General features: G+C 67.1%; 26 protein-coding genes. 13 read left to right on the top strand and 13 right to left on the bottom strand.

The window, feature by feature from the left end; translation table 11 throughout:
• The first annotated feature begins 85 nt into the window (after positions 1-85).
• Positions 86-757: a sigma-70 family RNA polymerase sigma factor gene (locus ACJ7Z0_RS12740; protein WP_434790140.1), complete on the top strand. Its 672-nt coding sequence runs from the start codon at positions 86-88 to the stop codon at positions 755-757.
• Positions 754-2,019, top strand: a complete 1,266-nt coding sequence (locus tag ACJ7Z0_RS12735; RefSeq protein ID WP_434790139.1) for a hypothetical protein — start codon at positions 754-756, stop codon at positions 2,017-2,019. Before ACJ7Z0_RS12740 ends, ACJ7Z0_RS12735 begins: the two co-directional genes overlap by 4 nt.
• A 45-nt stretch (positions 2,020-2,064) precedes the next feature.
• On the opposite strand, the gene ACJ7Z0_RS12730 is transcribed toward ACJ7Z0_RS12735, so the two are convergent.
• The 4 genes from ACJ7Z0_RS12730 to ACJ7Z0_RS12715 all read right to left on the bottom strand — a co-directional run bounded on the left by ACJ7Z0_RS12730 (position 2,065) and on the right by ACJ7Z0_RS12715 (position 6,658).
• Positions 2,065-2,844, bottom strand: a complete 780-nt coding sequence (locus tag ACJ7Z0_RS12730; protein ID WP_434790138.1) for an enoyl-CoA hydratase — start codon at positions 2,842-2,844, stop codon at positions 2,065-2,067.
• A gap of 75 nt (positions 2,845-2,919) precedes the next feature.
• Positions 2,920-4,770, bottom strand: a complete 1,851-nt coding sequence (locus tag ACJ7Z0_RS12725; protein ID WP_434790137.1) for a M61 family metallopeptidase — start codon at positions 4,768-4,770, stop codon at positions 2,920-2,922.
• Complete coding sequence (locus ACJ7Z0_RS12720; protein ID WP_431127435.1) at positions 4,770-5,492, bottom strand: DsbC family protein; 723 nt, start codon at positions 5,490-5,492, stop codon at positions 4,770-4,772. Before ACJ7Z0_RS12720 ends, ACJ7Z0_RS12725 begins: the two co-directional genes overlap by 1 nt.
• 20 nt (positions 5,493-5,512) lie before the next feature.
• Complete coding sequence (locus ACJ7Z0_RS12715) at positions 5,513-6,658, bottom strand: FAD-dependent monooxygenase (RefSeq protein ID WP_434790136.1); 1,146 nt, start codon at positions 6,656-6,658, stop codon at positions 5,513-5,515.
• A 74-nt stretch (positions 6,659-6,732) separates the two neighbouring features.
• Between ACJ7Z0_RS12715 and ACJ7Z0_RS12710 the strand changes: the two genes are divergently transcribed.
• Positions 6,733-7,614 carry an MOSC domain-containing protein gene (locus ACJ7Z0_RS12710; protein ID WP_434790135.1) on the top strand — a complete coding sequence of 294 codons (882 nt, stop codon included), beginning with the start codon at positions 6,733-6,735 and terminating at the stop codon, positions 7,612-7,614.
• A gap of 19 nt (positions 7,615-7,633) precedes the next feature.
• On the opposite strand, the gene rbsD is transcribed toward ACJ7Z0_RS12710, so the two are convergent.
• From rbsD to ACJ7Z0_RS12680, 6 genes are all read right to left on the bottom strand, one after another.
• Positions 7,634-8,026, bottom strand: a complete 393-nt coding sequence (gene rbsD, locus ACJ7Z0_RS12705) for a D-ribose pyranase (RefSeq protein ID WP_434790134.1) — start codon at positions 8,024-8,026, stop codon at positions 7,634-7,636.
• Positions 8,023-8,994: a ribokinase gene (gene rbsK / locus ACJ7Z0_RS12700; protein WP_434790133.1), complete on the bottom strand. Its 972-nt coding sequence runs from the start codon at positions 8,992-8,994 to the stop codon at positions 8,023-8,025. The genes rbsD and rbsK overlap by 4 nt, the downstream gene beginning before the upstream one ends.
• On the bottom strand, positions 8,991-10,097 hold the full coding sequence (locus ACJ7Z0_RS12695; protein WP_434790132.1) for a LacI family DNA-binding transcriptional regulator: 1,107 nt from the start codon (positions 10,095-10,097) through the stop codon (positions 8,991-8,993). Before ACJ7Z0_RS12695 ends, rbsK begins: the two co-directional genes overlap by 4 nt.
• 24 nt (positions 10,098-10,121) lie before the next feature.
• Positions 10,122-11,117: an ABC transporter permease gene (locus ACJ7Z0_RS12690; protein WP_434790131.1), complete on the bottom strand. Its 996-nt coding sequence runs from the start codon at positions 11,115-11,117 to the stop codon at positions 10,122-10,124.
• A complete protein-coding gene (locus tag ACJ7Z0_RS12685; RefSeq protein ID WP_434790130.1) occupies positions 11,114-12,736 on the bottom strand; it encodes a sugar ABC transporter ATP-binding protein in 1,623 nt (540 codons plus the stop codon). The genes ACJ7Z0_RS12690 and ACJ7Z0_RS12685 overlap by 4 nt, the downstream gene beginning before the upstream one ends.
• A 118-nt stretch (positions 12,737-12,854) precedes the next feature.
• Positions 12,855-13,811 (bottom strand): sugar ABC transporter substrate-binding protein, encoded by a 957-nt coding sequence (locus ACJ7Z0_RS12680; RefSeq protein ID WP_434790129.1) that lies wholly within the window; start codon positions 13,809-13,811, stop codon positions 12,855-12,857.
• 205 nt (positions 13,812-14,016) lie between these two features.
• Between ACJ7Z0_RS12680 and ychF the strand changes: the two genes are divergently transcribed.
• Positions 14,017-15,108, top strand: a complete 1,092-nt coding sequence (gene ychF / locus ACJ7Z0_RS12675) for a redox-regulated ATPase YchF (RefSeq protein WP_431127462.1) — start codon at positions 14,017-14,019, stop codon at positions 15,106-15,108.
• 139 nt (positions 15,109-15,247) lie between these two features.
• Positions 15,248-15,922 (top strand): glutathione S-transferase, encoded by a 675-nt coding sequence (locus tag ACJ7Z0_RS12670; RefSeq protein ID WP_434790128.1) that lies wholly within the window; start codon positions 15,248-15,250, stop codon positions 15,920-15,922.
• Positions 15,923-15,938: 16 nt separating this feature from the next.
• On the opposite strand, the gene ACJ7Z0_RS12665 is transcribed toward ACJ7Z0_RS12670, so the two are convergent.
• A complete protein-coding gene (locus ACJ7Z0_RS12665; protein ID WP_431127467.1) occupies positions 15,939-16,409 on the bottom strand; it encodes a YqaA family protein in 471 nt (156 codons plus the stop codon).
• A gap of 181 nt (positions 16,410-16,590) precedes the next feature.
• On the opposite strand from ACJ7Z0_RS12665, the gene dusB reads away from it, so the two are divergent.
• The 3 genes from dusB to purH are packed head-to-tail and all read left to right on the top strand — an operon-like array spanning position 16,591 to position 19,533.
• Positions 16,591-17,649, top strand: a complete 1,059-nt coding sequence (gene dusB / locus ACJ7Z0_RS12660) for a tRNA dihydrouridine synthase DusB (RefSeq protein WP_431127470.1) — start codon at positions 16,591-16,593, stop codon at positions 17,647-17,649.
• Positions 17,650-17,672: 23 nt separating this feature from the next.
• A complete protein-coding gene (locus ACJ7Z0_RS12655; RefSeq protein ID WP_007838304.1) occupies positions 17,673-17,909 on the top strand; it encodes a Fis family transcriptional regulator in 237 nt (78 codons plus the stop codon).
• 16 nt (positions 17,910-17,925) lie between these two features.
• A complete protein-coding gene (purH, locus tag ACJ7Z0_RS12650) occupies positions 17,926-19,533 on the top strand; it encodes a bifunctional phosphoribosylaminoimidazolecarboxamide formyltransferase/IMP cyclohydrolase (protein WP_434790127.1) in 1,608 nt (535 codons plus the stop codon).
• A gap of 24 nt (positions 19,534-19,557) precedes the next feature.
• Here the strand turns inward: purH and hemL are convergent, their stop codons facing one another.
• Both hemL and thiD read right to left on the bottom strand, forming a co-directional pair.
• Positions 19,558-20,853 (bottom strand): glutamate-1-semialdehyde 2,1-aminomutase, encoded by a 1,296-nt coding sequence (gene hemL, locus ACJ7Z0_RS12645; RefSeq protein WP_434790126.1) that lies wholly within the window; start codon positions 20,851-20,853, stop codon positions 19,558-19,560.
• Positions 20,853-21,818, bottom strand: coding sequence for a bifunctional hydroxymethylpyrimidine kinase/phosphomethylpyrimidine kinase (gene thiD, locus ACJ7Z0_RS12640; RefSeq protein ID WP_431127478.1), 966 nt, complete (start codon positions 21,816-21,818; stop codon positions 20,853-20,855). Before thiD ends, hemL begins: the two co-directional genes overlap by 1 nt.
• Positions 21,819-21,929: 111 nt before the next feature.
• Here thiD and ACJ7Z0_RS12635 point away from each other — a divergent pair, with 111 nt between their 5' ends.
• The 5 genes from ACJ7Z0_RS12635 (at position 21,930) to ACJ7Z0_RS12615 (ending at position 25,859) form a co-directional block, all read left to right on the top strand.
• Positions 21,930-22,100, top strand: a complete 171-nt coding sequence (locus tag ACJ7Z0_RS12635) for a rubredoxin (protein WP_007838397.1) — start codon at positions 21,930-21,932, stop codon at positions 22,098-22,100.
• Between the two features lie 81 nt (positions 22,101-22,181).
• Positions 22,182-22,580 carry a response regulator gene (locus ACJ7Z0_RS12630; RefSeq protein ID WP_028259709.1) on the top strand — a complete coding sequence of 133 codons (399 nt, stop codon included), beginning with the start codon at positions 22,182-22,184 and terminating at the stop codon, positions 22,578-22,580.
• Complete coding sequence (locus ACJ7Z0_RS12625) at positions 22,580-22,945, top strand: response regulator (RefSeq protein WP_431127482.1); 366 nt, start codon at positions 22,580-22,582, stop codon at positions 22,943-22,945. Before ACJ7Z0_RS12630 ends, ACJ7Z0_RS12625 begins: the two co-directional genes overlap by 1 nt.
• A 19-nt stretch (positions 22,946-22,964) precedes the next feature.
• Entirely contained in the window at positions 22,965-23,498 is a 534-nt protein-coding gene (locus ACJ7Z0_RS12620) for a chemotaxis protein CheW (protein ID WP_431127485.1), read from the top strand.
• Between the two features lie 42 nt (positions 23,499-23,540).
• Positions 23,541-25,859 (top strand): methyl-accepting chemotaxis protein, encoded by a 2,319-nt coding sequence (locus ACJ7Z0_RS12615; protein ID WP_434790125.1) that lies wholly within the window; start codon positions 23,541-23,543, stop codon positions 25,857-25,859.
• Positions 25,860-25,876: the final 17 nt, after the last annotated feature.

Below are 25,876 nucleotides of genomic sequence, written 5' to 3'. Positions count from 1 at the left end.
CGGCGTGTCGGATGCGGTGTCTTTTTTGCGACGCCCAACCCCGAAGCGGCCCGCCGACCGTACAAGCACGGGTGAAAATCCGCCGATGTCTGCGCTGCCCCGCGCCCCTTCCGCCAAAGCTGCCACCGAGCGCGACGCCATGCCCGACGAGCAGCTGATGCTGGCGTACGCGCAGGGCGACGGCGCGGCGTTCGACGTGCTTTACGCGCGCCACGAGGGCGGGCTGTTCCGCTTCGTCAAGCGGCTGCTGGGGGCCAGGCTGGCCGCACAGGCCGACGAGGTGTTCCAGGACACCTGGGTGCGCATCATCTCCGCGCGCGACAGCTTCTCGCCGCAGGGCGCCGCCTGGCGCACCTGGGCCTTCACCATTGCGCACAACCTGGCCATGGACCGATTGCGTGTGAGCGGGCGCGAAGTGGCGCTCGACGCGCATTCCGACGAGGGCGACGACGCGGTGGTCCCCACGCTCGACCGCGGCGTGCGCGGCGCGACCCTCGACGCCGCTGCGCATCCTTCGGCCGAAGAGCTTGCGTTCTGGCGCGCCGCCGGCCGGCGCCTGCTGGCCTGCCTCGACGAATTGCCGGCCGAGCAGCGCGCCGCCTTCCTGCTGCACCATGAAGACGGGTTGACCGTCGAGGCGCTTGCGGCCAGCCTGGGGATCGGCTTCGAGACCGTGCGCAGCCGCTTGCGCTACGGGCTGCAGAAATTGCGCGGCTGCATGGAACGTTATCTGTCGGTGCTGGAGCAGCGCGCATGAGCAACGGCGGCGGCAAAAACAACACCCCGGAGTTCGACGGCGACGGCGACGACGGCACGCTGCGCGACCCGATGTTGCGCCGCGCGCTGGATCATGCGCCGGACCACGATGCGCTGCCCGACCCGCGTACCCGTGACGCGATCCGGAAGATGGCGCACAACCTCGCGACCGTGCCTGCGACCCCGCCCGCGGTGGCTGCGCCGTGGTGGCGCCGGCTGTTCGGTGGCGGCGGCGAAACGCATGCCCGCATGCCGTGGAATGCTGCCTTTGCGACCGTGCTGGTGGCCACTTTCATCACCGTGCTCTGGCATCGTGAGCCGGTGCCCGATGCGCGGCTCGACGGAGAGGCCGGGGTCGCCTCCGCGCCTACTGCCGCGTCTGCTCCGGCGCCGGCCCCTGTTCCTCCTGCGCCAGCACCGGCGCCGGCGCCGGCGCAGCCTGCGACCGAAGCGGCGCGAGACGCGGTCAGCGGAGGGTCGCCCCAGCGAAGAGAAGACCCGGTGCGCCGAACGGCGCCGGCACCAGCGCCCTCCGACAAGCCGGCCGCACCTGCACCGGTCATTGCGGCTGCACCGCCACCTACGCCTCCGTCGGCTCCCGCGGTAGCGCCGCCATCGCCAGCACCGATGGCAGAGCAATCCGCACCCGCGCCACGGGCCTTCCCGCGCGCCGAGGAGCGACGCGAAGAAAACGAGCCGGAAAACCGTCAGCGAAGCCCCGTTGCCGCAGGCGCGCCGCCGGCTGCGGCCATGGCACCGGCCGCTCCGCCGTCGCCTCGCGAGTCGGCCGACAGCAGCGCTTCTCCGGCCCTGTCAGCCGCTCAGCGCAGCGCCAGCGCCAACTCCGGTACCGAGGCTTCCGGCGCCTTGCGCCAGGCTCCCGCTGCCCGCGCGCCCGCGTCCGCCGCGGCCAAGGCCAGCGCGGAAGACACATCGGCGTTTTCTGCGCTGGACCGGTGGACCTCCTTGAACCTGATGCGCGCAGGGCAGGGCGTGCGCCAGGCACGGGGCGATACGGAAGGGCTGGCCGCGCTGGTAAATGCGGCGGCACGTTCAGCCACCGCACCGGGCGCCGAACTGGCCGCGCCCGTCGAAGCGCGGCTGGAGCTGTACCGCGGCGCCACGCTGCTCGCGGTGCTCGAGGTCGCCGGCGACCAGGTGCGTTGGACACCACAGGCGGCGGGGACGGGTGGCGGCGCAACGGTCGGCACGCCGCCGGCATCGACCCTCGCAGCGTTGCGGGCGGTGCTCGCGCGCCAGTAGCGCCCGACGAGCCGGCGCGCTGCGCCGGCTCTCAGGCGATGCGGCTCAGGCGTTCTTGAAATCCGGCTGGCGCTTGTTGAGGAAGGCGTCCATGCCTTCCTTCTGGTCGGCCGTGGCAAACAGCGCATGGAACAGCCGGCGCTCGAACATCACGCCGTCGGAGAGGCCGCTCTCGAAGGCGCGGTTCACCGACTCCTTGGCCGCCATCACCGCAATCTGCGAGTAGCCCGCAATGACCAGCGCCGCGCCGAGCGCTTCGTCGGCCAGCTTTTCGAAGGGCACCACGCGGCTCACGAGGCCCGCGCGCTCGGCCTCGGCCGCATCCATCATGCGGGCGGTGAGCGCCATGTCCATGGCCTTGCTCTTGCCCACCGCGCGCGGCAGGCGCTGCGTGCCGCCGGCGCCGGGGATCACGCCGATCTTGATTTCGGGCTGGCCGAACTTGGCGTTGTCGGCCGCGATGATGAAGTCGCACATCATCGCGAGCTCGCAGCCGCCGCCCAGGGCGAAGCCGCTCACGGCCGCGATCACGGGCTTGCGGATCGAGCGGATGGTTTCCCAGTTGCGCGTGATGTAGTCGCCCTTGTAGGTGTCGATGAAGCTGTACTTGGCCATCGCGGCAATGTCGGCGCCGGCCGCAAAGGCGCGCTCGCTGCCCGTGACGATGATGCAGCCGATGGCGTCGTCGGCATCGAAGGCCTTGAGCGCGGTGCCCAGCTCGGTCATGAGCGCATCGTTCAGCGCATTGAGCGCCTTGGGGCGGTTGAGGGTGACGATGCCGACCTTGCCTGCTTCGGTCCGCACTTCGATGTTTTCGTAGCTCATGGGTGTCTCCGGGGGAAGGAAAAAAACGCGGTTCACTATACCCAGCCACGGCAAGCCGCGCTGCCGGAAGCGCGATCAGCGCCGCGCGCCGGGCATGAGCCAGCCCGCAACTTTCGCAGCGTCGTGCAGGAACAGCCGCCACGTGGTGGCGCCCTCCGGCCGCACCAGCGGCAGCCGGAGCAGCTTGCGGTCGCGCGCCACCAGCGCGGTGCAGCGCGTGGCGTCGCCGAGATACAGCGCCAGGTCGTCGAGCTTGGCGATGCGCCAGGCCTGCGCGGGCCGCTGCTGGCCTTTCTTGCCGACCGCCGGCAGCTCCACGCCGATCCATTCGTCGTGTGCCGAGAAGCCCGCCTTTTCGGCCGCTCCGCCGCGCAGCACCACCTTGACCTGGACGCTGCCGTTGGCCTCGGCCACGCGCAGCCCCAAAGCCTGCGCCGGTTGCGAAGGGTCTTCGAGCGCCGCAACGCCGTGGGCGCGCAGCAGTTCCGCCAGGGGCAACTCGTCGGTGGAATGCACCCACTGCGCCAGCTCTTCCGCATACGAGCGGCCGCCCACGGCTTCGAGTGCGGCTGCCACGTCGGCTTCGCTGATCGGGCCAGCGCCGCCCTGCGTCCAGAGGTGGCGCATCACGTCGTCGAGCGTGCCCTTGCCTTCGCGGCGCAGGGTGAGGTCGAAGCACAGCGCCACCAGCGCGCCCTTGGTGTAGTAGCTGACGGTGCTGTTGGGCGTTTGCTCGTCCTGCCGGTAGTACTTGACCCACGCGTCGAAGCTCGCGTCGGCCACCGACTGGACCAGCCGGCCCGGCGTCTGCAGCACCTGGTTGATGGTCTTGTTGAGCAGGCGGAGGTACGCCGCGTCGTCGATGCGTCCGGCACGGCGCAGCAGCAGGTCGTCGTAGTAGCTGGTGAAGCCCTCGAAGAACCACAGCATGTGCGTGTAGTTCTCGCGGCTGTAGTCGTAGTGCGCAAACTCCGAGGGCCGCATGCGCTTGACGTTCCAGGTGTGGAAGTACTCGTGGCTGATGAGGCCCATCAGCGTGGTGTAGCCCTCGGGCTGCTTCTTGGTGCCGTGCTGCGGCAGGTCGCGCCGGTTGCAGATGAGCGCGGTCGAGTGCCGGTGCTCGAGCCCGCCGTAGCCGTCGTCCACCGCGTTGAGCATGAATACGTAGCGGTCGATCGGCAGCTTGGGTCCGCCGCGCTTGCCCGCCTTGTCGCCGTGCCAGAAGCGGATCTCGGCTTCGCAGATGGCCTGCGTGTCGGCGATCAGGCGCTCGCCGTCGAACGAGGCCGCGGCCCCTGCGATGACGAAGCGGTGCGGCACGCCGCAGGCTTCGAATTCGGCGCTCCAGAAGGCGCCCATCTCGACCGGGCTGTCGGCCAGCTCGTCGTAGCCGGCGGCCAGGTAGCGGCCGAAGCCGTGCTTGTCGGTCTTCGAGGGGACGAGGGCGGTGGCGCACGACCAGCGCGTGCCATCGGCGGAAGGCGAAGGCGCGACGATCTCCAGCGCGTGCGGCGCTTCCGTCTGGCCTTCAACCCGGAGGCAAAGGCTCGTGCCGTTGAAGAAGCCGCGCTCGGCGTCGAGCCAGGCGGTGCGCACCGAGTTGTCGTAGGCGCAGACCTGGTAATGGAGCACCAGCGGCTGGCCCGGCACGCAATCGATCTGCCAGCTGCATTTGTCGAGTTGCGTCAGCACGGGCTTGCGGCGCCCCTGCGTGGCGCGCAGGCCCTGCAGGTTCTTGGCGAACTCGCGCACCAGGTAGCTGCCCGGAATCCACACCGGCAGCGCCACGCGCTGCTGCGCCGAAGGCGACTCGATGGTCAGGGTGACGGCGAACAGGTGCGCGTGCAGGTCCGCGCATTCGACGCGATAGCGCACTGCGGCGGCCGGCGCAGGCAGTGCGCGCCGCGAGACGGCTGGCGCAGCCATCAGTTCTTGGAAGCGGTGAGTTGCTTCTCGACCTGCTCCGCGGGAATGGCGCCCGGGGCGCGGGTGCCGTCGCTGAAGATCAGCGTAGGCGTGCCGGTGATGTTGTACTTGCGCCCGAACTCCACGTTGCGCTGCAGCGCGGCCACGTCGCAGCTGGCGGCCGCGGTGGCGGGCTTGGCGTTGGCCTCCATCCAGTCGCCCCAGGCCTTGCCCTTGTCCTTGCTGCACCAGATGTCGCGCGACTTCGCGGCCGAATCGGGCCCGAGCACGGGGTACAGGAACAGGTACACGGTCACGTTGTCGACCGTCTTCATGTCTTTTTCGAAGCGCTTGCAGTAGCCGCAGTTCGGGTCTTCGAACACCGCGAGCTTGCGCTTGCCGTTGCCGCGCACGATCTTGATGGCGTCGTTCACGGGCAGCTTGTCGAAGGAGACTTCACTGAGTTTTTCGACGCGTTCTTCGGTGAGGTTCTTGCGTGCCTTCACGTCGATGAGATTGCCCTGCAGCAGGTAGTTGCCCTGCTCGTCGGTGTAGTAGATCTGGAAGCCGTTCACGCGCACTTCATAGATGCCCGGCAGCGGCGACTTGGTGACCTCGTCGATGGCCGGGAACTGCGGAATGCGCGCGGGAAGGTTCTTGCGGATCTCGGCTTCGCCGGCAAGGGCCGCGACGGCCGCACCCAGCGTGCAGGCGGCGAGAAGAAGGTTGCGTACGAGTTTCATGGAAAGTCCGGTCGATGGATTCATGCCTTCAAGCCCATCGCCTGGTTGGCGATCCAATGCTTGAGGAGGCGCGTGCGGTCGAAGCCGCGCATGCCCCAGTTGCGCAGCACGGGCAGCGGACCCATGCTGTGCGAAAAAAGTTGCTGCAGGCCGTCGGTCGCAAGGCTCATCTGCAGCACGTCGGCGCGGCGGGCGCGCTCGTAGCGGCGCAGCAGTCGCGGGTCGCCCACGCTGCGCCAGTATTCGCGCTGCTTGATCACGTCGGCCAGCATGGCCGCATCGGCCAGACCGAGATTGAGGCCCTGGCCCGCGAGCGGGTGCACCGTGTGCGCGGCATCGCCGGCCAGCGCCCAGGTTTGCGCTTGAGCCTGTGATGCGCCGGTGGCCTGCGGCATGGTGCCCGTCCAGCGGTCGGCAATGGCGCGCGAAAGCGGCCAGGCCGCCCGCTCGCTCGTGAGCTGAAGCGGGCCCAGCACGCCGTGGCTGGCCTCGCTCACGGCGGCGTTGAATTCATCGGCACTCTGCGCCAGCAGCGCGGGCGCGCGAAGCTGGTCGACCGACCACACCAGCGCGACCGAATGGCTCTGCAGGCCGCCCATCGGCAGCAGCGCGAGCACCTCGCCGTGGTCGTTGAACCACTGGTGCGCAACGCCGTCGTGCGACTGGGCCGCTTCGAGCCGCGCCGCAATCGCGTGCTGGGGATAGCGGGTGACGGCGTAGCTCACGCCGAGTGCGTCGCGCGTGGCGCTGGCCTTGCCCTCGCACACCACCGTGAGCGGCGCGGCAACGGGTTCGGACACCACCTCGACCTGGGGCTGGAAGCGGACGGCATCGGCCAACTGCTGCTCGAGCGCCGGCACGTCGACGATCCAGGCCAGTGCATCGACCTTCTGGCGCACGGCGCTGAAATGCACGCGCCCGCCTTCGTCGCCGTTCACGAGCATTTCGCGCACGGGCGTGGCGTGGGCCGCATCGGGCCAGGCGCGCAGCGATTCCAGCAAGGTGCGGGAGGCGGTGTTGAGCGCATAGGCCCGGATGTCTTCCTTGGCGGCCGCGGCGGGCGGAACCACCAGCGCGACGCGCACGCGCTCGCGCGCCAGCAGCAGGGCCAGCGTGCGGCCGACGATGCCGGCGCCGCGTATGCAAACTTCAGGGGAAAGGGCCATCGGGCCATTGTAAGAACTATGCCCACCGCCAGGACGATGCGGGACAATCGCTGCCGAATTCCAAGGAACCCCACGTGTCACAGCCAGTTTTCGACCTCCAAGCGACCATTGCGCGCCTGTTCGTCTACCCCGTCAAATCGTGCGCGGGGGTGGAGCTTCCCGAGGCGCTGCTGACCGAAACCGGCCTCGAGTTCGACCGCGCCTGGATGGTGGTCGACGCGAAGGGCGAGTTCGTCACCCAGCGGCAGCTGCCGCGCATGGCGCTCATCCAGCCGCAGATGAAGCACACGGAAGTGGTGCTGCGCGCGCCGGGCATGCTGGCCCTGCACCTGGCCTTCGATCGCGTCGAAAAGCCGGTGCGCGTGCGCGTCTGGAAAGACGACGTGGCAGCCTACGACATGGGCGACATCGCCGCCCAGTGGTTCAGCGACTTCCTGTCCGAACCGGGCCAGCCGCAGGCGCTGCGCCTGGTGCGCTTCGATCCCGAGCACAAGCGCCTGTCGAGCCTGCAATGGACTGGCGGCGTGGAGGCGGAGAACCAGTTCTCCGACGGCTATCCCCTGCTGGTGGCCAGCGAGGGCTCGCTGGCCGAACTCAACGAGCGGCTGGCGGCCGCGGGCCACGACGCGGTCGACATCGAGCGCTTCCGGCCGAACATCGTGCTGGCCGGCATCGAGTCGCACGATGAAGACCGGGTCGACGCGCTGCACATCGCGACGAACGAAGGCGAGGCCGAGCTCAAGCCGGTCAAGCCCTGCACCCGCTGTCCGGTTCCGGACATCGATCCGGCCACCGCCATCAGCAGCCCAGAGGTCGGCGACATGCTGCGCACCTACCGCGCCGATGCGCGCGTCGACGGGCGCATCACCTTCGGCATGAACTGCATCGTGCTGCAGGGCGTGGAGCACATGCTCAAGGTGGGGCAGGCCGTGGGCGCGAACTACCGGTTCGAATAGGCGGGAAAGGCGCGGCGCCTCAGAAGCTCACACCGGCAATCAGCATGATGTTGGCGTAGGGGGTGCATTCGCCCGTGCGCACGATGGCGCGCGCCGTCGCGCTGCGCCGCTTGAACTCCTCGTGCGAGACAGTCTGTGGCGCGATGCCGAGCGACTGCGGGTACCAGGCGGGCAGAACCTTGGCGCCATTCAGCGCCTCGTCGGCCACCACCACGCCCTCTACCTGCATCTCGGACAGCACGGCCTGCAAGACGTCGGTGAGCAGCGGCACGCCGCGCGTCACGGCCAGGTCGATGCGCCGCGGGCCATCGGGAATCGGCAGGCCGGCATCGCCGATCACCAGCATGTCGCCATGGCCCATGGAGGCGATGACCTGGGAAAGTTCGGCGTTGAGCAGGGCGGTACGTTTCACAGCGCGATCCAGTCGGGAGGCATGGGGCTTTGCAGCACGGCATCGCGCTGCGGAATGGAGGGTTGGGCGCCGGGCTGCTGGATGCACAGCGCAGCCGCGCGGATGCCCAGACGCACCGCTTCGTCGAAAGGCTGGCCTTCGCCGAGTGCAACCGCCAGCGCGCCCAGGAAGGTGTCGCCGGCCGCAGTGGTATCGACCGCCTGCACCTTCGGCGCGGGATGGTGGCGAGCCCCATCGGCGTCGATGGCCACGGCGCCGCGCGCGCCCAGCGTGACGACCACGCGCGCAATGCCCTTGGCGCGCAGGGCCTGGCCTGCGAGCGCGGCCTCCTGCGGGCTGTCGGCCGCCTGGCCGCACAGCGCGTGGGCCTCGATCTCGTTGACGACCAGCGTGTCGATGCGCGGCCACAGGGGCTCGGCGATGGGCTGCACCGGCGACGGGTTGAGCAGCACCTTGCAGCCTGCGTCATGTGCCACCGAGATGGCGCGCGCCACCTGGTCCATCGGCGTCTCGAACTGCGTCACCAGGAAGGCCGCGGCCTGCAGCTGCTGCCGCAGCGCGGCCTCGTCGATCTCGACCTGCGCGTTGGCGCCGGGGACTATCACGATGCGGTTCTGGCCGCTGTCTTCCACCAGGATCAGCGCCGTGCCCGTGGGCTCGGCGCTGGCGGTGCGCAGCGCGGCGGTGTCGATGCCGTCCTGCGTGAGCGCTTCGCGCAGCGCCTGCCCATGCGCGTCGTTGCCGACGCAGCCGATCATGGCCACGCGGCCGCCTTCGCGTGCGCAGCTCACGGCCTGGTTGGCGCCCTTGCCGCCCGGAATGTGGCTGATCGAATGGCCCAGCAGGGTTTCGCCCGCGGCCGGCGCATGCGGCACGCGCAGCACGATGTCCATGTTCAGGCTGCCGAGCACCACGATGCGCGGCGGCTCGGCGGCGCTGGAAGAAGAAGGAGGAGGCGTTGAGCTCACGGGGCGCGGGACTTTCGGTTTTCCGGGGACGAAGACGCGGACGAAGAAGAGGGCGAAGAAGAGGGCGCAGAAGGGGCGGCGGCTTCGCGAAAGCTCGCATGCCGCGCGGTCGAGGCGCGCACGCGCAACTCGGGCTGCAGCACCACCTTGCGCGCGTCGCGCCGCTTGCCGCCCACGCGCTCCAGCAGCATGTCGACCGCCAGCGCGCCGATGCGTTCCTTGGGCTGCGCCACGGTGGTGAGCGGCGGGCTGGTGTAGGCCGAAAGTTCGATGTCGTCGAAGCCGACGATCGAAAGGTCGTCGGGCACGTGCACGCCGCTTTCATGCGCGGCGCGCAAGGCGCCGATGGCCATCAGGTCGTTGCAGACGAACACGGCCGAGGGCGCCTGCTCGGTGCGCAAGATGGCGTGCATCGCCTCGTAGCCGCCCTGGCTCGTGAAGCCGCCGCGCCACAGCAGCGCGTCGGCATTCGGTGCCGCGCCGCCTTCGGCCAGCGCCATGCGCCAGCCCTCGATGCGCTGCTCGCTCGGCATCACGCCCACCGGTCCGCCGATGCAGGCAATACGCTTGTGGCCGAGCGACAGCAGGTGCCGCACCGCGAGCAGGCCGCCCTGCATGTGGGCCGTTTCCACCAGGTCGCAGGCCGGGTCGGCAATCTCGCGGTCGACCAGCACGGTCGGAATGCGCAGGCCGTGCAGTTGCGTGACCAGCGAGTCGTCATCGCCGGCCCCGGTCGACACCACGATCAATCCGTCGATGCGGCGCTCGGCCAGCACCTGCAGGTACACGCTCTGGCGGTGGGGCTCGTCGTCGGTGTTGCACAGCACCAGCGTGTAGCCGGCGCCGAAGCAGCGGTCTTCCACGATGCGCACGATCTCGGCGAAGTAGGGGTTCGAGCTGTTCGGAATCAGCATGCCGAGCGTCGACGTGGTGTTGCTCTTGAGGCTGCGCGCCATCGCGTTGGGCACGTAGCCCAGTTCGCGGATGGCCTCTTCCACGCGCTCGCGGCCCTTGGCGCTCACGTGGCGCGTGTCGTTGACCACATGTGAGACGGTGGTAACCGAAACCCCCGCGCGCAGCGCGACGTCCTTGATGGTGGCCATGGCGTGTTCCCCTTGTTGGCAGCTTCAGGCCAGGCGGCGGTCGGCACGGCGCTGGCGCAAGGTGTCGATGATCACCGCAACCACGATGACCGCGCCGGTGATGATGCGTTTGCTCGGCTCGCTGGCACCCACCTGCGCGAGCCCGGCCTCGAGCACCGCGATGATCAGCACGCCGAAGAAGGTGTTGATCACCGAGCCGCGCCCGCCCATGAGGCTGGTGCCGCCGATGACCACGGCCGCGATCACCTGCAGCTCGATGCCGACGCCGGCATTGGGGTCGGCCGCTTCGAGCCGCGCCGACTGCATCAGCCCCGCCAGCCCGGCCAGGAGGCCCGTGGCCGCAAACACGATGATGCGGATCGGCCGCGGGTCGATGCCCGCGAGCCGCATGGCTTCCTCATTGGTGCCGATGCCCACCACGTGGCGGCCGAAGACCGTGCGCGTGAGTACCAGCTGGCCGATGGCCACCAGCACCACCGCGAGCACGAAGGCTGCGGAGATGCCGCCGACCCATGGAGCCGCCAGGCCCGAGATGGCGTCGCCCACGTACTGCGTGCGCGAATCGGTCACCAGGTAGGCGCCGCCGCGCACCGCTTCGAGCATGCCCAGCGAGACGATGAAGCTCGGCAGCCGCCACGCGACCGACACGGCACCCGTCACGGTGCCGCACACCAGCCCCGTGGCAAGGCCCAGCGCGGCAGCCATCGGCACCGAGAGCTTCCACTGAAGGATGGCGGCGGCCGTCACTGCTGCGCTGAGTGCCAACACCGAGCCCACCGAGAGATCGATGCCCGCGATGATCAGCACGAAGGTCATTCCGACAGCCATCACCGCGAGCGCGGGAATTTCGTTGGCAATGGAGATGAAGGTTTCGCGCGTGAAGAAGTATTCGCTCAGCGCGCCGAAGAGCGCGATCATGCCGACGAGCACCACTGTCAAGCCGAGATAGGTGCCCAGCTGGCCCTTGAGAGCGGAGGGCGGAGCGGATGTCGTGGCGGGTGTAGCAGCGGCTGCGTTCATGGTGTCTCGGCGGTGGCCGCTTGGGCCGGATTCGAATCGGAAATGGCGGATCCCGCCGTCGGGGTCGTCGCGGCGGCGTTGCGTCCTGCCGCGTCGGTGAATGCGGCGGCGAGCAGCGATTGCTCGCTCCATTGGCCGCGCTCGAACACCGCGACCAGCCGGCCGGCGCTCATCACGCCGATGCGGTCGCACATGGCCATCAGCTCACGCAGGTCGCTCGACACCATCAAGAGCGCCTTGCCGGCGTCGGTCATGCGGTCGAGTTCGGCATAAAGATCGGCACGCGCGCCCACGTCCACGCCGCGCGTGGGCTCGTCGAGCAGCAGCACCTTGCATTCGCGGTGCAGCCAGCGCGCGAACACCACCTTCTGCTGGTTGCCGCCGCTCAACGTGGCCACCGGTTGCTCGATGCTGCGTGAGCGGATGCGCAGCAGTTCCACCAGGCGCCGCGCAATGCCGCGCTCCCTGGCACGCTGCAGCCAGCCCGCGCGAGAGATCGCGCCCAGGTCGCTCAGCGTGGCGTTGACGCGGATCGATTGCGTGAGCAGCAGCCCTTGCGATTTGCGGTCTTCGGTCACCAGGCCGATGCCCGCGCGGATGGCCTGCATCGGCGAGCGCCAGCCCTTGCGGGCGCTCTGCACCGGCTGCGGGTTGGATGTGCCGTCGTAGAGAAGAATTTCACCGCGGTCGGCGCGGTCGGCACCGAACAGCAGCCGCACCAGTTCGGTCCGGCCGGAGCCGACCAGGCCCGCGAGGCCCATGACTTCGCCCGCGCGCAGGTCGATGTCGACATCGCGCACGACCTGTGCGCGGCCGATGCCGCGCGCGCTCAGCAGCACCGGTCCGGCCACGCGGCGGTCGCGCCCTTCGTGTTCGTGCACCGCGCGGCCCACCATGCGCTGCACCAGCTCGGATTCGCGCACGCCGGCCATGGCGCGCACGTCCACAAGGCGCCCATCGCGCAGCACCGCCACGCGGTCCGCGATGCGCTGCAGCTCTTCGAGACGATGCGACACGTAGACGATGGCCACGCCGCGCGCCTTCAGCAGTTCGATCTGCTCGAAGAGATGCGAGGTCTCGCGCGGCGTGAGCATGGCGGTGGGTTCGTCCAGCACCAGCACGCGCGTGTCGTCCTGCAAGTTGCGCGCAATCTCGACCATCTGCTGCTGGCCGATGCCCAGCCGCGCCACGGGCGTGGCCGGGTCGATGTTCTGCATGCCGATCTTGGCGAGCTGGCGCGCGGCCAGCTCATGCAACCTGCCGCGGCGGATCCAGCCGGTCTGGTTGGGCAGCCGGTCGAGCAGCAGGTTCTCGGCCACCGACAGCGTGGTGACCAGCCCTAGTTCCTGCATGACCATGCGCACGCCCAGGCGTTCGGCATCGCGGCGCGATGCGGGCTGGAACGGCACGCCGTCGAGCAGCATCTGGCCGCGTGTCGGTTGCACGAGGCCGCAGACGATTTTCGACAGCGTGCTCTTGCCGGCCCCGTTCTCGCCCGTGAGCGCGAGCACCTCGCCGGCATTCAGCACAAGAGAAACGTCGTCGAGCACCGGCGCCGCATAGTCCTTGCCGAGCGCGCCCAGCGAGAGCACCGGCGTACTGCGATGGGCGTCAGTCACGGTGACCACCTCATTCCAGAAACACCGAGGAACCGGCTTCGCCGGGCCTCAGGTGTTGCCCCCGGTAGGGGGTTGGCGAAGCGACACGAAGTGCGCGAAGACTGGGGGCGAGCAACATTTACTTCGACGACGACTTGGTGACCAGCACCACGTCGGTCTTCACTTCGGCGGGCATGCTCGACTGGGGCTTCTTTTCGGCCAGCGCCTTGAGCGCGGTCTCGATGCCGAACACCGCCTGCTTGGCTGCGAACTGGTCGGCCGTGGCAAGAACGCGGCCGTCATTCAGCATCGGCTTGATGGCGCCGATGTTGTCGTAGCCCACCACCAGCACCTTGCCGGTCTTGCCCGCGGCCTTGACCGCAGCGACTGCGCCGAGCGCCATGCTGTCGTTGCCCGCGAGCAGCGCCTTCAGGTCGGGATGCTCGCGCATCATGCCGGCGGCCACGGTGTTGCCCTTGTCGATTTCCCACTGGCCCGACTGCACGCCCACCACCGTCACGCCAGCGGCCTTCATTGCGTCCTGGTAGCCGAGGGTGCGCTGCTGCGCATTGAAGGTGGTCGAGACGCCTTCGATGATGCCGACCTTGTCGCCGGCCTTCAGGCTCTTGGCCAGCTCGTCGCCGACCAGCTTGGCGCCGGCACGGTTGTCGGGGCCGACGAAAGGCACCTGGATGGCCTTTTCCTTCAGCGCGGCGGTGTCGAACTGGTTGTCGATGTTGACCACCAGGATGCCGCGGTCGATGGCGGCCTTGACCACCGGCACCAGCGCCTTCGAATCGGCCGGCGCGATGACCAGCGCGTTGATCTTCTGCGCCATCATCTGCTCGACCATCTTGATCTGGGCCGCCGTGTCGGTCTCGTCCTTGATGCCGTTGGCCACCAGGGTGTACTGCGAGGCGTGCGCTTTCTGGTGCGCCTTGGCGCCGTCTTCCATGGTGCGGAAGAACTCGTTGGCCAGCGACTTCATGACCAGCGCGACCTTGGGCTTGTCCTGCGCGAGGGCGGGCGAGGCGGCAAGGGCGCCCAGCAGCGTCAGGGCGGCTGCGCTTTGCAGCGTACGGCGGGTGAACTTCATGGGTGTTGTCTCCTGAGGGGGGTTGAGCGGTGCGCCGGTCTCTTGCCGGGGACGCCGATATTAACCAACGAAAACGTTTGCGCAAACGTTTGCTAATCCGGTTTTACCCTGATGGTGTTCCTACTTCGAATGCCCCGCGGAACCAGGCGACCCGCGTCCCAGAACCGCGTCCCTTAAAATCGCCGGTTACCCAAGAGGACCCCCCATGAGTTTGCAATGCGGCATCGTCGGCCTGCCCAACGTCGGTAAATCCACCCTTTTCAATGCGTTGACCAAGGCCGGCATCGCGGCGGAGAACTATCCGTTCTGCACCATCGAGCCCAATGTGGGCGTGGTGGAAGTGCCCGATCCGCGGCTCGCGCAGCTGAGCGAGATCGTGAAGCCCGAGCGCGTGGTGCCCGCCATCGTCGAGTTCGTCGACATTGCCGGCCTGGTGGCCGGCGCCAGCACGGGCGAGGGCCTGGGCAACAAGTTTCTCGCGCACATCCGCGAAACCGACGCCACGGTGAACGTCGTGCGCTGCTTCGACGACGACAACGTGATCCACGTGGCCGGCAAGGTCGACCCGATCTCCGACATCGAAGTGATCCAGACCGAACTCTGCCTGGCCGACCTGGCCACGGTCGAGAAGGCATTGCATCGCCACACCAAGGTGGCGCGCTCGGGCGACAAGGACGCTCAGAAGCTCGTCGGCCTGCTCGAACGCTGCCAGGCCGCGCTGAACGAGAACACGCCGGTGCGCGCGCTCGAGTTCACGAAGGAAGAGCTGCCGCTGGTCAAGTCGTTCACGCTCATCACCGCCAAGCCCGCGATGTTCGTCGGCAACGTGGCGGAAGACGGCTTCGAGAACAACCCCTACCTGGACCGCCTGCGCGAATACGCCGCCAAGCAAGGCGCGCCCGTGGTCGCCATCTGCGCCAAGATCGAAGCCGACCTGGCCGAGATGGACGACGAGGACAAGAAGATGTTCCTCGCCGAAATCGGCCAGGACGAGCCGGGCCTCAACCGCCTGATCCGTGCGGCCTTCAAGCTCTTGGGCCTGCAGACCTACTTCACCGCCGGCGTGAAGGAAGTGCGCGCCTGGACCATCCACATCGGCGACACCGGCCCCCAGGCCGCCGGCGTGATCCACGGCGACTTCGAAAAAGGCTACATCCGCGCCCAGACCATCGCTTTCGAGGACTACATCGCCTACAAGGGCGAGCAGGGCGCGAAGGACGCGGGCAAGATGCGTTCGGAAGGCAAGGAATACGTCGTCAAGGATGGCGACGTGATGAACTTCCTCTTCAGTTCGTAACTGGCTCACCCCCAGTCTTCGCGCACTTCGTGTCGCTACGCCAACCCCCTCACCGGGGGCAACACCAGCGGCCCGGCGAAGCCGGTTCCGCGGTGTTTCGCGAAAAGGCACGCCCCTTCTTTCAAGCACCTGTCGCCGTATGCTCACCGTCCATCACCTCAACAACTCGCGCTCGCAGCGCGTGCTTTGGCTTCTCGAAGAACTCGGGCTGCCCTACGAAATCGTTCACTACCAGCGCGATCCGCAGACCATGTTGGCGCCCGCTTCGCTGCGGGCCGTTCATCCGCTTGGCAAGTCGCCGGTGGTGACGACGGACGACGGTCTTGTGCTGGCGGAATCGGGCGCCGTGATCGAGACGCTGATCGAGCGCCATGGCAATGGCCGGCTGGCGCCCGTGCCGGGCACGCCGGAGGCCGTGCGCTACCGCTACTGGCTGCATTTCGCTGAAGGCTCGGCCATGTCGCCGCTGCTGCTCAAGCTGGTGTTCGACAAGATCGAGAACGGCAAGATGCCTTTCTTCGCGAAGCCGATTGCCAAGATGATTGCGGGCAAGGCCAAGGCGGCCATCGTCACGCCGAATATCGAGAGCCACCTGAACTTCATGGAAGCCGAGCTCGGCAAGAGCGAGTGGTTTGCCGGCAACGAATTCACGGGTGCCGACATCCAGATGAGCTTCCCGGTCGAAGCCGCAGAGGCGCGCGGCGGCCTCGATGCGAAGCGGCCCAGGCTGATGGCATACCTGCAGCGCATCCATGCGCGCCCCGCCTACCAGCGGGCACTGGAACGCGGCGGCCCCTACGGCCTCCTGAGCTGAAGCCGCAGCGGCGGCATCACGACGGAAACACGTAGAGCAGCGCGACCGTCATGGTGACGTAGCGCAGGAATTTTCCAATCGCCATGTAGCCCAGGCACGGCCAGAAGGGCAGCTTGAGCCAGCCCGCCACCGCGCACAGCGGATCGCCCACGATCGGCAGCCAGCTCAAAAGGCACGCCTTCGGGCCGAGCCGTTCCAGCCAGCCCAATACGCGCACATGATGTTTCGAGTGCGAGTATTTGTCGGCCACCTTGTGCGCGCCATAGCCTATTCCCCAGTCGACCGCACCGCCCAGCGTGTTGCCCACCGTTGCCACCGCAACGGCGGACCAGAACATGTCGGGATTGAGCTTGAGCAGGCCGAAAAGAATCGGCTCCGAGCCCACCGGCAACAGCGTTGCCGAGACGAAAGCCGCAATGAACAGCGTGGAGAGTCCGTACTGCGGAAGCGCGAGTAGCGCGAGAAGAGCGTCGAGCCAGGCTTGCATAGGGTGAAATGAGTCGACGCAGTATAGGCAGTGCGTTTTCAGATCGCAGTCGGAAAAAGCGCCGTGCACAAGGGTGTTTGCGCCGGTACCCCGGGCGCAAATCGTTTCAGTCGACGAAACGGCGCGTGGCTACAATCGTGCCTCATTTTTCAGCAGCCGAACGCGCGACACTTTCCCTCTCATGACCTTGCAGATCGGCACCCACACGCTGGAAAACCGGCTGTTCGTCGCGCCCATGGCCGGCGTGACGGACCGGCCCTTCCGCATGCTGTGCCGCGCGCTCGGTGCGGGCTACGCGGTCAGTGAGATGGTCACCTCGCGCAAGGAACTCTGGAACACGCTCAAGACATCGCGCCGCGCCAACCACGACGGCGAGCCGGGCCCCATCGCGGTGCAGATCGCCGGCACCGATGCGGCCATGATGGCCGAGGCCACGGTCTACAACATCGAGCGCGGTGCGCAGATCATCGACATCAACATGGGTTGCCCGGCCAAGAAGGTCTGCAACAAGTGGGCCGGATCCGCGCTGATGCGCGACGAGCCCCTGGCACTCGAGATCGTGCGCGCCGTGGTCGATGCGGCCCGACCTTTCAACGTGCCGGTCACGCTCAAGATGCGCACCGGCTGGAGCGAAGAGCACCGCAACGCGGTGAAGCTCGCGCGCGATTTCGAATCGGCCGGCGTGCAGATGCTCACCGTGCACGGCCGCACGCGTGAGCAGGGCTACAAGGGCGACGCCGAGTACGACACCATTGCCGCCGTGAAGGCCGCGGTGCGCGTGCCGGTGGTGGCCAACGGCGACATCCGCTCGCCCGAGAAGGCGCGCGACGTGCTCGCCGCCACCGGTGCCGACGCGGTGATGATCGGCCGCGCGGCGCAAGGCCGGCCCTGGATCTTTCGCGAGATCTCTCATTTCCTGGAGACCGGCACGCACCTTGCACCGCCCTTGGTTGCCGAGGTTCGCCGCCTGCTGCTCGACCACCTGGTGGAGCACTACGCGCTGTACGGCGAGTTCAGCGGCGTGCGCACGGCGCGCAAGCACATCGGCTGGTATGTGCGTACGCTGCCGGACGGCGAAGCCTTTCGCGCACGGATGAACACCATCGAAGACTCGACGGCGCAACTGCGCGCGGTCGGCGATTATTTCGACGGGTTGGCGGACCGCATGGACCGCATGCCCGTGCACCAGGCGGCCGAAGAGCTGTCAGGTGAAGAGGAGGCGGCCTGCGCCGCTGATTGAGAGAGAAGAAGAGAAGAAAAAGCATGAGCAAGAAACACATCGAGGACTGCGTGCGCACCAGTCTGGACAGCTACTTTCGCGATTTGCGCGGCACCGAACCCGACGGCATGTACGAAATGCTCGTGCGGGTGGTCGAGAAGCCCCTGCTCGACGTCGTGATGACGCGCGCCGAGGGCAACCAGTCGAAGGCCGCGCAATGGTTGGGCCTGAATCGCAACACGCTTCGCAAGAAGCTGGTTGAACACAAACTTTTGAAATAACTCCACGGCATATTCCATGGCCCAGACCGCACTCATCTCCGTCTCCGACAAAACCGGCATCCTCGAATTCGCGCAAGCACTGCACGGCCTTGGCATCAAGCTGCTGTCCACCGGCGGCACCGCCAAGCTGCTGGCCGATGCCGGCCTGCCCGTGACCGAAGTGGCCGACCACACCGGTTTTCCTGAAATGCTCGACGGCCGCGTGAAGACGCTGCATCCCAAGATCCACGGCGGCCTGCTCGCGCGGCGCGATCTGCCGGCGCACGTGGCGGCCATCAAGGAACATGGCATCGACACCATCGACCTGCTCGTGGTCAATCTCTATCCGTTCGAAGCCACGGTGGCCAAGGCCGGCTGCACGCTGGAAGACGCCATCGAGAACATCGACATCGGCGGCCCGGCCATGGTGCGCAGCGCGGCCAAGAACTGGAAGGACGTGGGCGTGCTGACCGACGCCTCGCAATACCCCGTGGCGCTGGCCGAGCTCCAGGCCGCCGGCAAGCTCAGCGACAAGACCAAGTTCGCTTTCTCGGTGGCCGCGTTCAACCGCATCGCCGACTACGACGGCGCCATCAGCGACTACCTCTCGGCCATCGACTTCGACGCCAGCATCGGACAGCCCGCGCCCACGCGCTCGCTGTTCCCGGCGCAAAGCAACGGCCGCTTCGTGAAGGTGCAAGACCTTCGCTATGGCGAGAACCCGCACCAGCAGGCCGCGTTCTACCGCGACCTGTATCCGGCGCCCGGCTCGCTCGTCTCCGCCAGGCAGCTGCAGGGCAAGGAACTGAGCTACAACAACATCGCCGACGCCGACGCCGCATGGGAATGCGTGAAGAGCTTCGACGTGCCGGCCTGCGTGATCGTGAAGCATGCCAACCCCTGCGGCGTGGCCGTGGGCAAGGATGCGGCCGAAGCCTACGGCAAGGCCTTCAAGACCGACCCGACCTCGGCCTTCGGCGGCATCATCGCCTTCAATCGTCCGGTCGACGGCGAAACCGCGCAGGCCATTGCCAAGCAGTTCGTCGAAGTGCTGATGGCGCCGGGCTACACGCCCGAGGCGCTGGAAGTGTTCCAGGCGACCAAGGCCAAGCTCAACGTGCGCGTGCTCGAGATTGCCCTGCCCAAGGGTGGCGCCACCGATTGGGACAACGGCCGCAATGCGATCGACGTCAAGCGCGTCGGCTCGGGCCTCTTGATGCAGACTGCCGACAACCATGAGCTTTCGGCGAGCGACCTCAAGGTGGTATCGAAGAAGCAACCCACGCCCGAGCAGCTGCAAGACCTGCTGTTCGCATGGAAGGTCGCCAAGTACGTCAAGAGCAACGCCATCGTGTTCTGCGCCGGCGGCATGACCATGGGCGTGGGCGCGGGCCAGATGAGCCGCCTGGATTCGGCGCGCATCGCGAGCATCAAGGCCGAGCATGCGGGCCTGTCGCTCAAGGGCACCGCGGTGGCGAGCGATGCCTTCTTCCCGTTCCGCGACGGGCTCGACGTGGTGGTCGATGCCGGCGCGAGCTGCGTCATTCAGCCGGGTGGCTCGATGCGCGACCAGGAAGTGATCGATGCCGCCGACGAGCGCGGCGTGGTCATGGTGATCTCGGGCGTGCGCCACTTCCGCCACTGACCTCGCGCCCGCAGGCGATCACGATCAACGGGGCTGCGAGGCCTTGAAGATCTGCCGTGCGGCCTCGACGGTGGCAGCGATGTCTTCGTCGCTGTGCGCGGCGCTCACGAAGCCTGCTTCGTAGAGCGCCGGCGCGATGTACACGCCGCGGTCCAGGAGGCCGTGGAACAGCGCGTTGAACTTCGCGTTGTCGGTGGTCATTACCTTGGCGTAGTTCTGCGGCAACTCGTTCATCAGGAAGAAGCCGAACATGCCGCCCTCGCTGTCGGCGTTGAAGGGCTGCCCTTCAGCCGCGGCGGCGGCCTTCAGGCCGTCGACCAGCGAGCGCGTCTTCTTCGACAGCGCTTCGTAGAAACCGGGGCGCGCAATTTCCTTCAGCGTTGCAAGGCCGCAGGCCGTGGCCACCGGGTTGCCCGACAGCGTGCCGGCCTGGTAGACCGGCCCGAGCGGCGCGAGCTGTTCCATGATGGCGCGCGGGCCGCCGAAGGCCGCGAGCGGCATGCCGCCGCCGATGACCTTGCCGAGCACGGTGAGGTCGGGCGTGATGCCCAGCACGCCCTGTGCGCCGTGCAGGCCCACGCGAAAGCCGGTCATCACTTCATCGAACACCAAGAGCGCGCCATGCTGCGTGCAAAGCGCGCGGCAGCGGGCGGCGAATTCGGGCGTGGCGCGCACGAAGTTCATGTTGCCGGCAATCGCCTCGATCATGAGGCAGGCGATGTCGTTGCCGTGCAGCGCAAAGGCTTCCTCGAGCTGCGCGATGTTGTTGTACTCGAGCACCAGCGTGTGCTGAGTGACCTCGGGCGGCACGCCGGCCGAGGTGGGGTGGCCGAAGGTGGCGAGGCCGGAGCCGGCCTTTACCAGCAGCGCGTCGGCATGGCCGTGGTAGCAGCCCTCGAACTTGATGATGTGCTTGCGGCCGGTGGCGCCGCGCGCGAGGCGCAGCGCGCTCATGGCGGCCTCGGTGCCCGAACTCACGAGCCGCACCATCTCCATCGACGGGACCAGGGCGAGGATGGCCTCGGCCAGCTCGATCTCGCGCTCGGTGGGCGCACCGTAGGAGAAGCCCTCGAGCACGGCCTTCTGCACCGCCTCGACCACGGCCGGGTGGCCATGGCCCAGGATCATCGGACCCCAGGAGCCGATGTAATCGATGTAGCGCTTGTCGTTGGCGTCCCAGAAATAGGCGCCCTCGGCACGGCGGATGAAGCGCGGCGTGCCGCCCACGGCCTTGAAGGCGCGCACCGGCGAATTGACGCCGCCGGGAATGACGGCGCGGGCGCGCTCGAAAAGAATGTCGTTTTGGTCAGCGTTTGGCATCAATGTCTGGTGTCGTGAGGGGGCAGGGCGAAATCGGGGGCTGCGTCGGGGTCTTCGTCGTCATCGTCTTCATCTTCCGGCTCGGCCCAGAAGAGGCGGTCGGGAAGCACGTGGCCCATGCCGGGCCGGAATCCGGCGTCCAGGCAGCGGTCCATGTAGGCCAGGGCCTCGGTGGTGGCGGCCACCAGGTCGGTGCCGCTTGCGAGCAAGGCGGCCAACGCGGCCGACAGGGTGTCGCCGGCGCCGGCAAAGACGGCCTCCAGCCGCTCGTATTTTTCGTTGGCAAGCACTGACTGCGGCGAGGCCAGCACGTTGTCGATGAACTGGTCGGGCAGCACCATGCCGGTCACCAGCGTGTAGGGCACGCCGAACTCGCCGGCGGCCTTGGCAATGTCCCGCGCACCGGGCGGACGCTCGCCGCTCCAGTCGGGAAGCAGCCATCGCCAGAGGGTGCTGTGGTTTCCCACCAACACTGTGGTCTGCGGAAGAAGTAACTCTCGAAAAGCATCCAGATAGGGCTCGATCAGGTTCTCGTCCCACCACGAAAGGTTGGGCATGTAGGCCACCAGCGGCACCTCGGGATAGTCGGATGCGGTCTCGGCGATGGTGCTCAGCGCGTCGGGGCTGCCGACAAAGCCCACCTTGATGAGCTGGACTTCCACGTCCTCCAGGATGGCGCGCGCCTGCTCGGCAATGGCCTCTTCCTCGAAGGCGAAATGGTCGAATATCTCGGCCGTGTCGCGGGCGTAGGCGCCAGTGACCACCGGAAGCATGTGCGCACCCACCGAGGCCATGGCCAGGGCGTCGGCCCCCAGCCCGCCGGCGCCGCTCGGATCGCTGGCATTGAAGACCAGAACGCAGGGCGGATTCAGGTCCCGTTCGGCCGCTTCTTCAGCGTCCGGCGGAGGGTCGTTAAGATTGCCCGGTTTGCGGGTGTTGTCTGCGGAATGTAAGTAAATGGTCATACGCCGGCCGAAATCGCCTCAATGGTGGCATAGGCGCGACGTTTACCGCCCGCCAGTGAGATACGCATAGATACACTCGTTGCATTTAATGAACAAGGACTTTAAGCTCCGATGAATACGAAAACTTGGATGTGCCTGATTTGTGGGTGGATCTATGACGAAGCGGTGGGTGTACCGGAAGATGGGATCGCAGCAGGCACGGCCTGGGCTGATGTCCCGATGAACTGGACCTGTCCTGAGTGCGGTGCACGCAAGGAAGACTTCGAAATGGTTGAAATCTGAAGCATGGCATAGGGCTACGCGATCTGCGCCGATGTACGGTGCGGCGGGCATCCAAGTCTCATCTCAGCAGGAGTGTGTGCAATGGGGCCGAATGGATCAGGTTACAAGGTGCTGGTCATCGATGACAGCAATACGATCCGGCGCAGTGCCGAAATATTTCTGAAGCAGGGCGGACATGAAGTTCTCCTTGCGGAGGACGGCTTTGACGCGCTCTCGAAAGTCAACGACCACAAGCCGCATCTGATTTTCTGCGACATCCTCATGCCGCGCCTCGACGGCTACCAGACCTGCGCCATCATCAAGCGCAACGCTCAGTTCTCCAATGTTCCGGTGGTGATGCTTTCCTCGAAAGACGGCGTCTTCGACAAGGCCCGCGGCCGCATGGTCGGATCGCAAGACTACCTGACCAAACCTTTCACCAAAGACCAATTGCTGCAGGCCGTGCAGCAGTTTGGCATCGTTCAACAGGAAGCGCAGTAATGCCCATTCGAAAAATCCTCGTCGTCGACGACTCCAAGACGGAACTGCTGTTCCTGTCCGACCTGCTCCAGAAGAACGGCTTTGCCGTCAAGACCGCCGAAAACGCAGAAGACGCCATGCGCCGTCTCGAAGAGGACCAGCCCGACCTGATCCTCATGGACGTCGTCATGCCCGGCCAGAACGGCTTCCAGCTCACGCGCGCCATCGTCCGCGACCCGCAGTACGCCGCCATTCCGATCATCCTGTGCACCAGCAAGAACCAGGAAACCGACCGCGTCTGGGGCATGCGCCAGGGCGCCCGCGACTACATCGTGAAGCCGGTCAACGCGGCCGAGCTGATGTCCAAGATCAGCGCGCTGGCCTGAACGGAAGACTGCCGAGTCCATGGCAAATCGCGACGCTCTTCGAGCCTTCCAGTCCCGGCTTGCGAGCCGCCTGCAGGCTGCTCGCACCACCGGCGTGGCCGCCACGTGGCTCGCGGTCGAGGCCGGTGAGGGCAAGTACCTCTTTCCACTGGGCCACGCGGGTGAGATCTTCCCCTGGACGCCGCCCCAGCCCGTGCCCTACACGGAACCCTGGTTCCTCGGCGTTGCCAACCTGCGCGGCGGCCTCTATGGCGTGGTGCAGCTGTCGGCATTCGCCTCCGGCACGTCCGATGGCCTTGCGGCCACCGAGGCGGCCCGCATGCAATCGCGGCTCGTTGCCCTCAACGAGCTGCTCGAAGTCAACTGCGCTTTGCTGGTCGATCGACTGGCGGGGTTGCGGGGGGCCGAGGCCTTCACGGGCGCGGAACCCCCAGGCGCAGATGCACCCGCCTGGCTCGGGCATCTTTTCACCGATGCGGCGGGTGAGCGCTGGCAGGAAATCAACCTGCAGGCGCTCTCGCAGCAACCCCAGTTTTTGAGTATTGGCGCCTAGTGCATCCGCACAGCCAGAAGACAACCACCTGAAGGACCGACCGTGAGCTCGATCGCCGACAAGTTCAAGAAATTACTGCCCGCTCAAAGCGGCAACGACAAGGCCCGCGTCGACGGCTCCGGTTCCACCATATCGCTCGACGACGTCGACACGGTTCAGGTGCCGGACGAAAAGACCGTCCGCCTCGCCAGAAAACAAGGCCGCACCTCCAGCGAGCCGGTGCCCACCGGCTTTGCCGACGGTGCCACGCTGGTCGGCGAGGCCGCCAACGAGGCCGATGCCGCATCTGCCGAAGCCGCGCAGGCTGCCGCGGGACGAACGGGCTCCAACCCGGCGCGCCAGCAGCGGATCCTGGCGATCATGCTGGCGGTCGTGGTGCTGCTGCTGTTGCTGGTGGCCGGCTCCGCCATTCTTCGCGCCGAGCGCCTTGCGCAGCAGGTGGCCGCCACCGGCCAGTCGCTGATGCAGTCGCAGCGGCTTGCAAAGTCGATCTCGCAGGCACTCGTCGGCAGCGCGCCCGCTTTCGTCGAAGTGAAGGACAGCGCCGACGACCTCACGCGCCGCGTGCAGGGCCTGACCAACGGCGACGATGCCCTGCGCCTCGAACGCGTGGGCAACCAGTACGACGAGGACATGGGCAAGATCAACCCGCTGGTCGCCCGTGCCGACGCCAGCGCCAAGGCCGTGCTGGCCCAGCGCCAGATCCTGACGCAGGTGGGTGCCGCCTTGCGCGACATCAACCAGCAGTCGTCCGCGCTGCTCGAAATGACGGAAACCGTGGCATCGCTCAAGATGCAGCAGAACGCCACGTTGCCTGAAATCTCGGCCGCCGGCCAGCTCGTGATGCTGACCCAGCGCATCGGCAAGTCGACCAACGAATTCTTCACGGTCGAAGGCGTGAACCCCGACGCCGTGTTCCTGCTCGGCAAGGACTTGAACACCTTCCAGGAAACCACGCGCGGCCTGCTCGACGGCAATGCGCAGCAGCGTTTCCCCGGCTCGAAGGACCCGCAGACCCGCCAGCAGCTCGAAGCCATTCTCAAGACCTATGAGCAGATGCGCACGCAGGCGTCCGCCATTCTGGGCAACCTGCAGGGTCTGGTGGCCGCACGCGAAGCGCAGGCTTCCATCCTGACCGACAGCGAACCGCTGCGTAAATCGCTCGGCGAACTGCAGGACAAGCTCTCCGCCCGCACCGGCCTGGGCGCCGGAACGATCGTGATGCTGTTCGTGCTCTCGCTGGCCGCCCTGGCTCTGGCCGGCGCCATCGGTTTCGTGCAGGTGCGCGAAGGCCGCGAACGTGCCGCCGTCGCCGAACGCGAACGTCTTGCTGCCGAACAGGCCAGCGACGAGGCCGGCCGCATCAACAACGCCAACCAGGCTGCCATTCTTCGGCTGATGAACGAACTGCAGACAGTGGCCGAAGGCGACCTGACGCAGGAAGCCACCGTGACCGAGGACATCACCGGCGCCATTGCCGACTCGGTGAACTACACGGTGGAAGAACTGCGTTTGCTGGTGGGCAACGTGCAGAACACGGCCACCCGCGTGGCGCAAACCACGTCGCAGGTGGAAAGCACCTCGACCGAACTGCTGGCCGCTTCGACCGAACAGCTGCGCGAAATTCGCGAAACCGGCCAGTCGGTGCTGACCATGGCCGAGCGAATCAACGGCGTGTCCTCGCAAGCGCAAGAGTCCGCCACGGTGGCGCGCCAGTCGCTGCAAGCCGCATCGTCGGGTCTGCAGGCCGTGCAGAACGCCATCGGCGGTATGAACTCCATCCGCGACCAGATCCAGGAAACCTCCAAGCGGATCAAGCGCCTGGGCGAATCCTCGCAGGAGATCGGTGAAATCACCGAGCTGATCTCGGACATTACCGAACAGACGAACGTGCTGGCACTGAACGCCGCCATCCAGGCCGCATCGGCCGGTGAAGCCGGTCGCGGCTTCTCGGTGGTGGCGGAAGAAGTGCAGCGGCTGGCTGAACGCTCCGCAGACGCCACGCGCCAGATCTCGGCGCTGGTGAAGGCCATTCAGACCGACACGCAGGATGCCGTGGGCGCCATGGAGCGCTCCACGCAGGGTGTGGTCGAAGGGGCCAAGCTGTCCGACAATGCAGGTACCGCACTGACCGAGATCGACCGCGTGTCGCGCCGCCTTGCAGACCTCATCGAGCAGATTTCGCAATCCGCGTCCCGCGAAGCCGATTCCGCCAACGTGGTGGCTGCCAACATCCAGCACATTTTTGCGGTGACCGAGCAGACCGGAGAAGGTACCCGTACCACGGCCCAGCAGGTGCGCGAGCTTTCGCAGATGGCGGAAGAACTGCGCCGCTCGGTCGCCCGATTCAAGATTGCCTGACAAAAGATAAGAACGGC

The sequence above is a fragment of the Variovorax palleresanus genome, assembly GCF_051144945.1.
Taxonomy (GTDB): domain Bacteria; phylum Pseudomonadota; class Gammaproteobacteria; order Burkholderiales; family Burkholderiaceae_C; genus Variovorax; species Variovorax paradoxus_S.
This window is presented reverse-complemented; position numbering and strand designations above follow the sequence as displayed.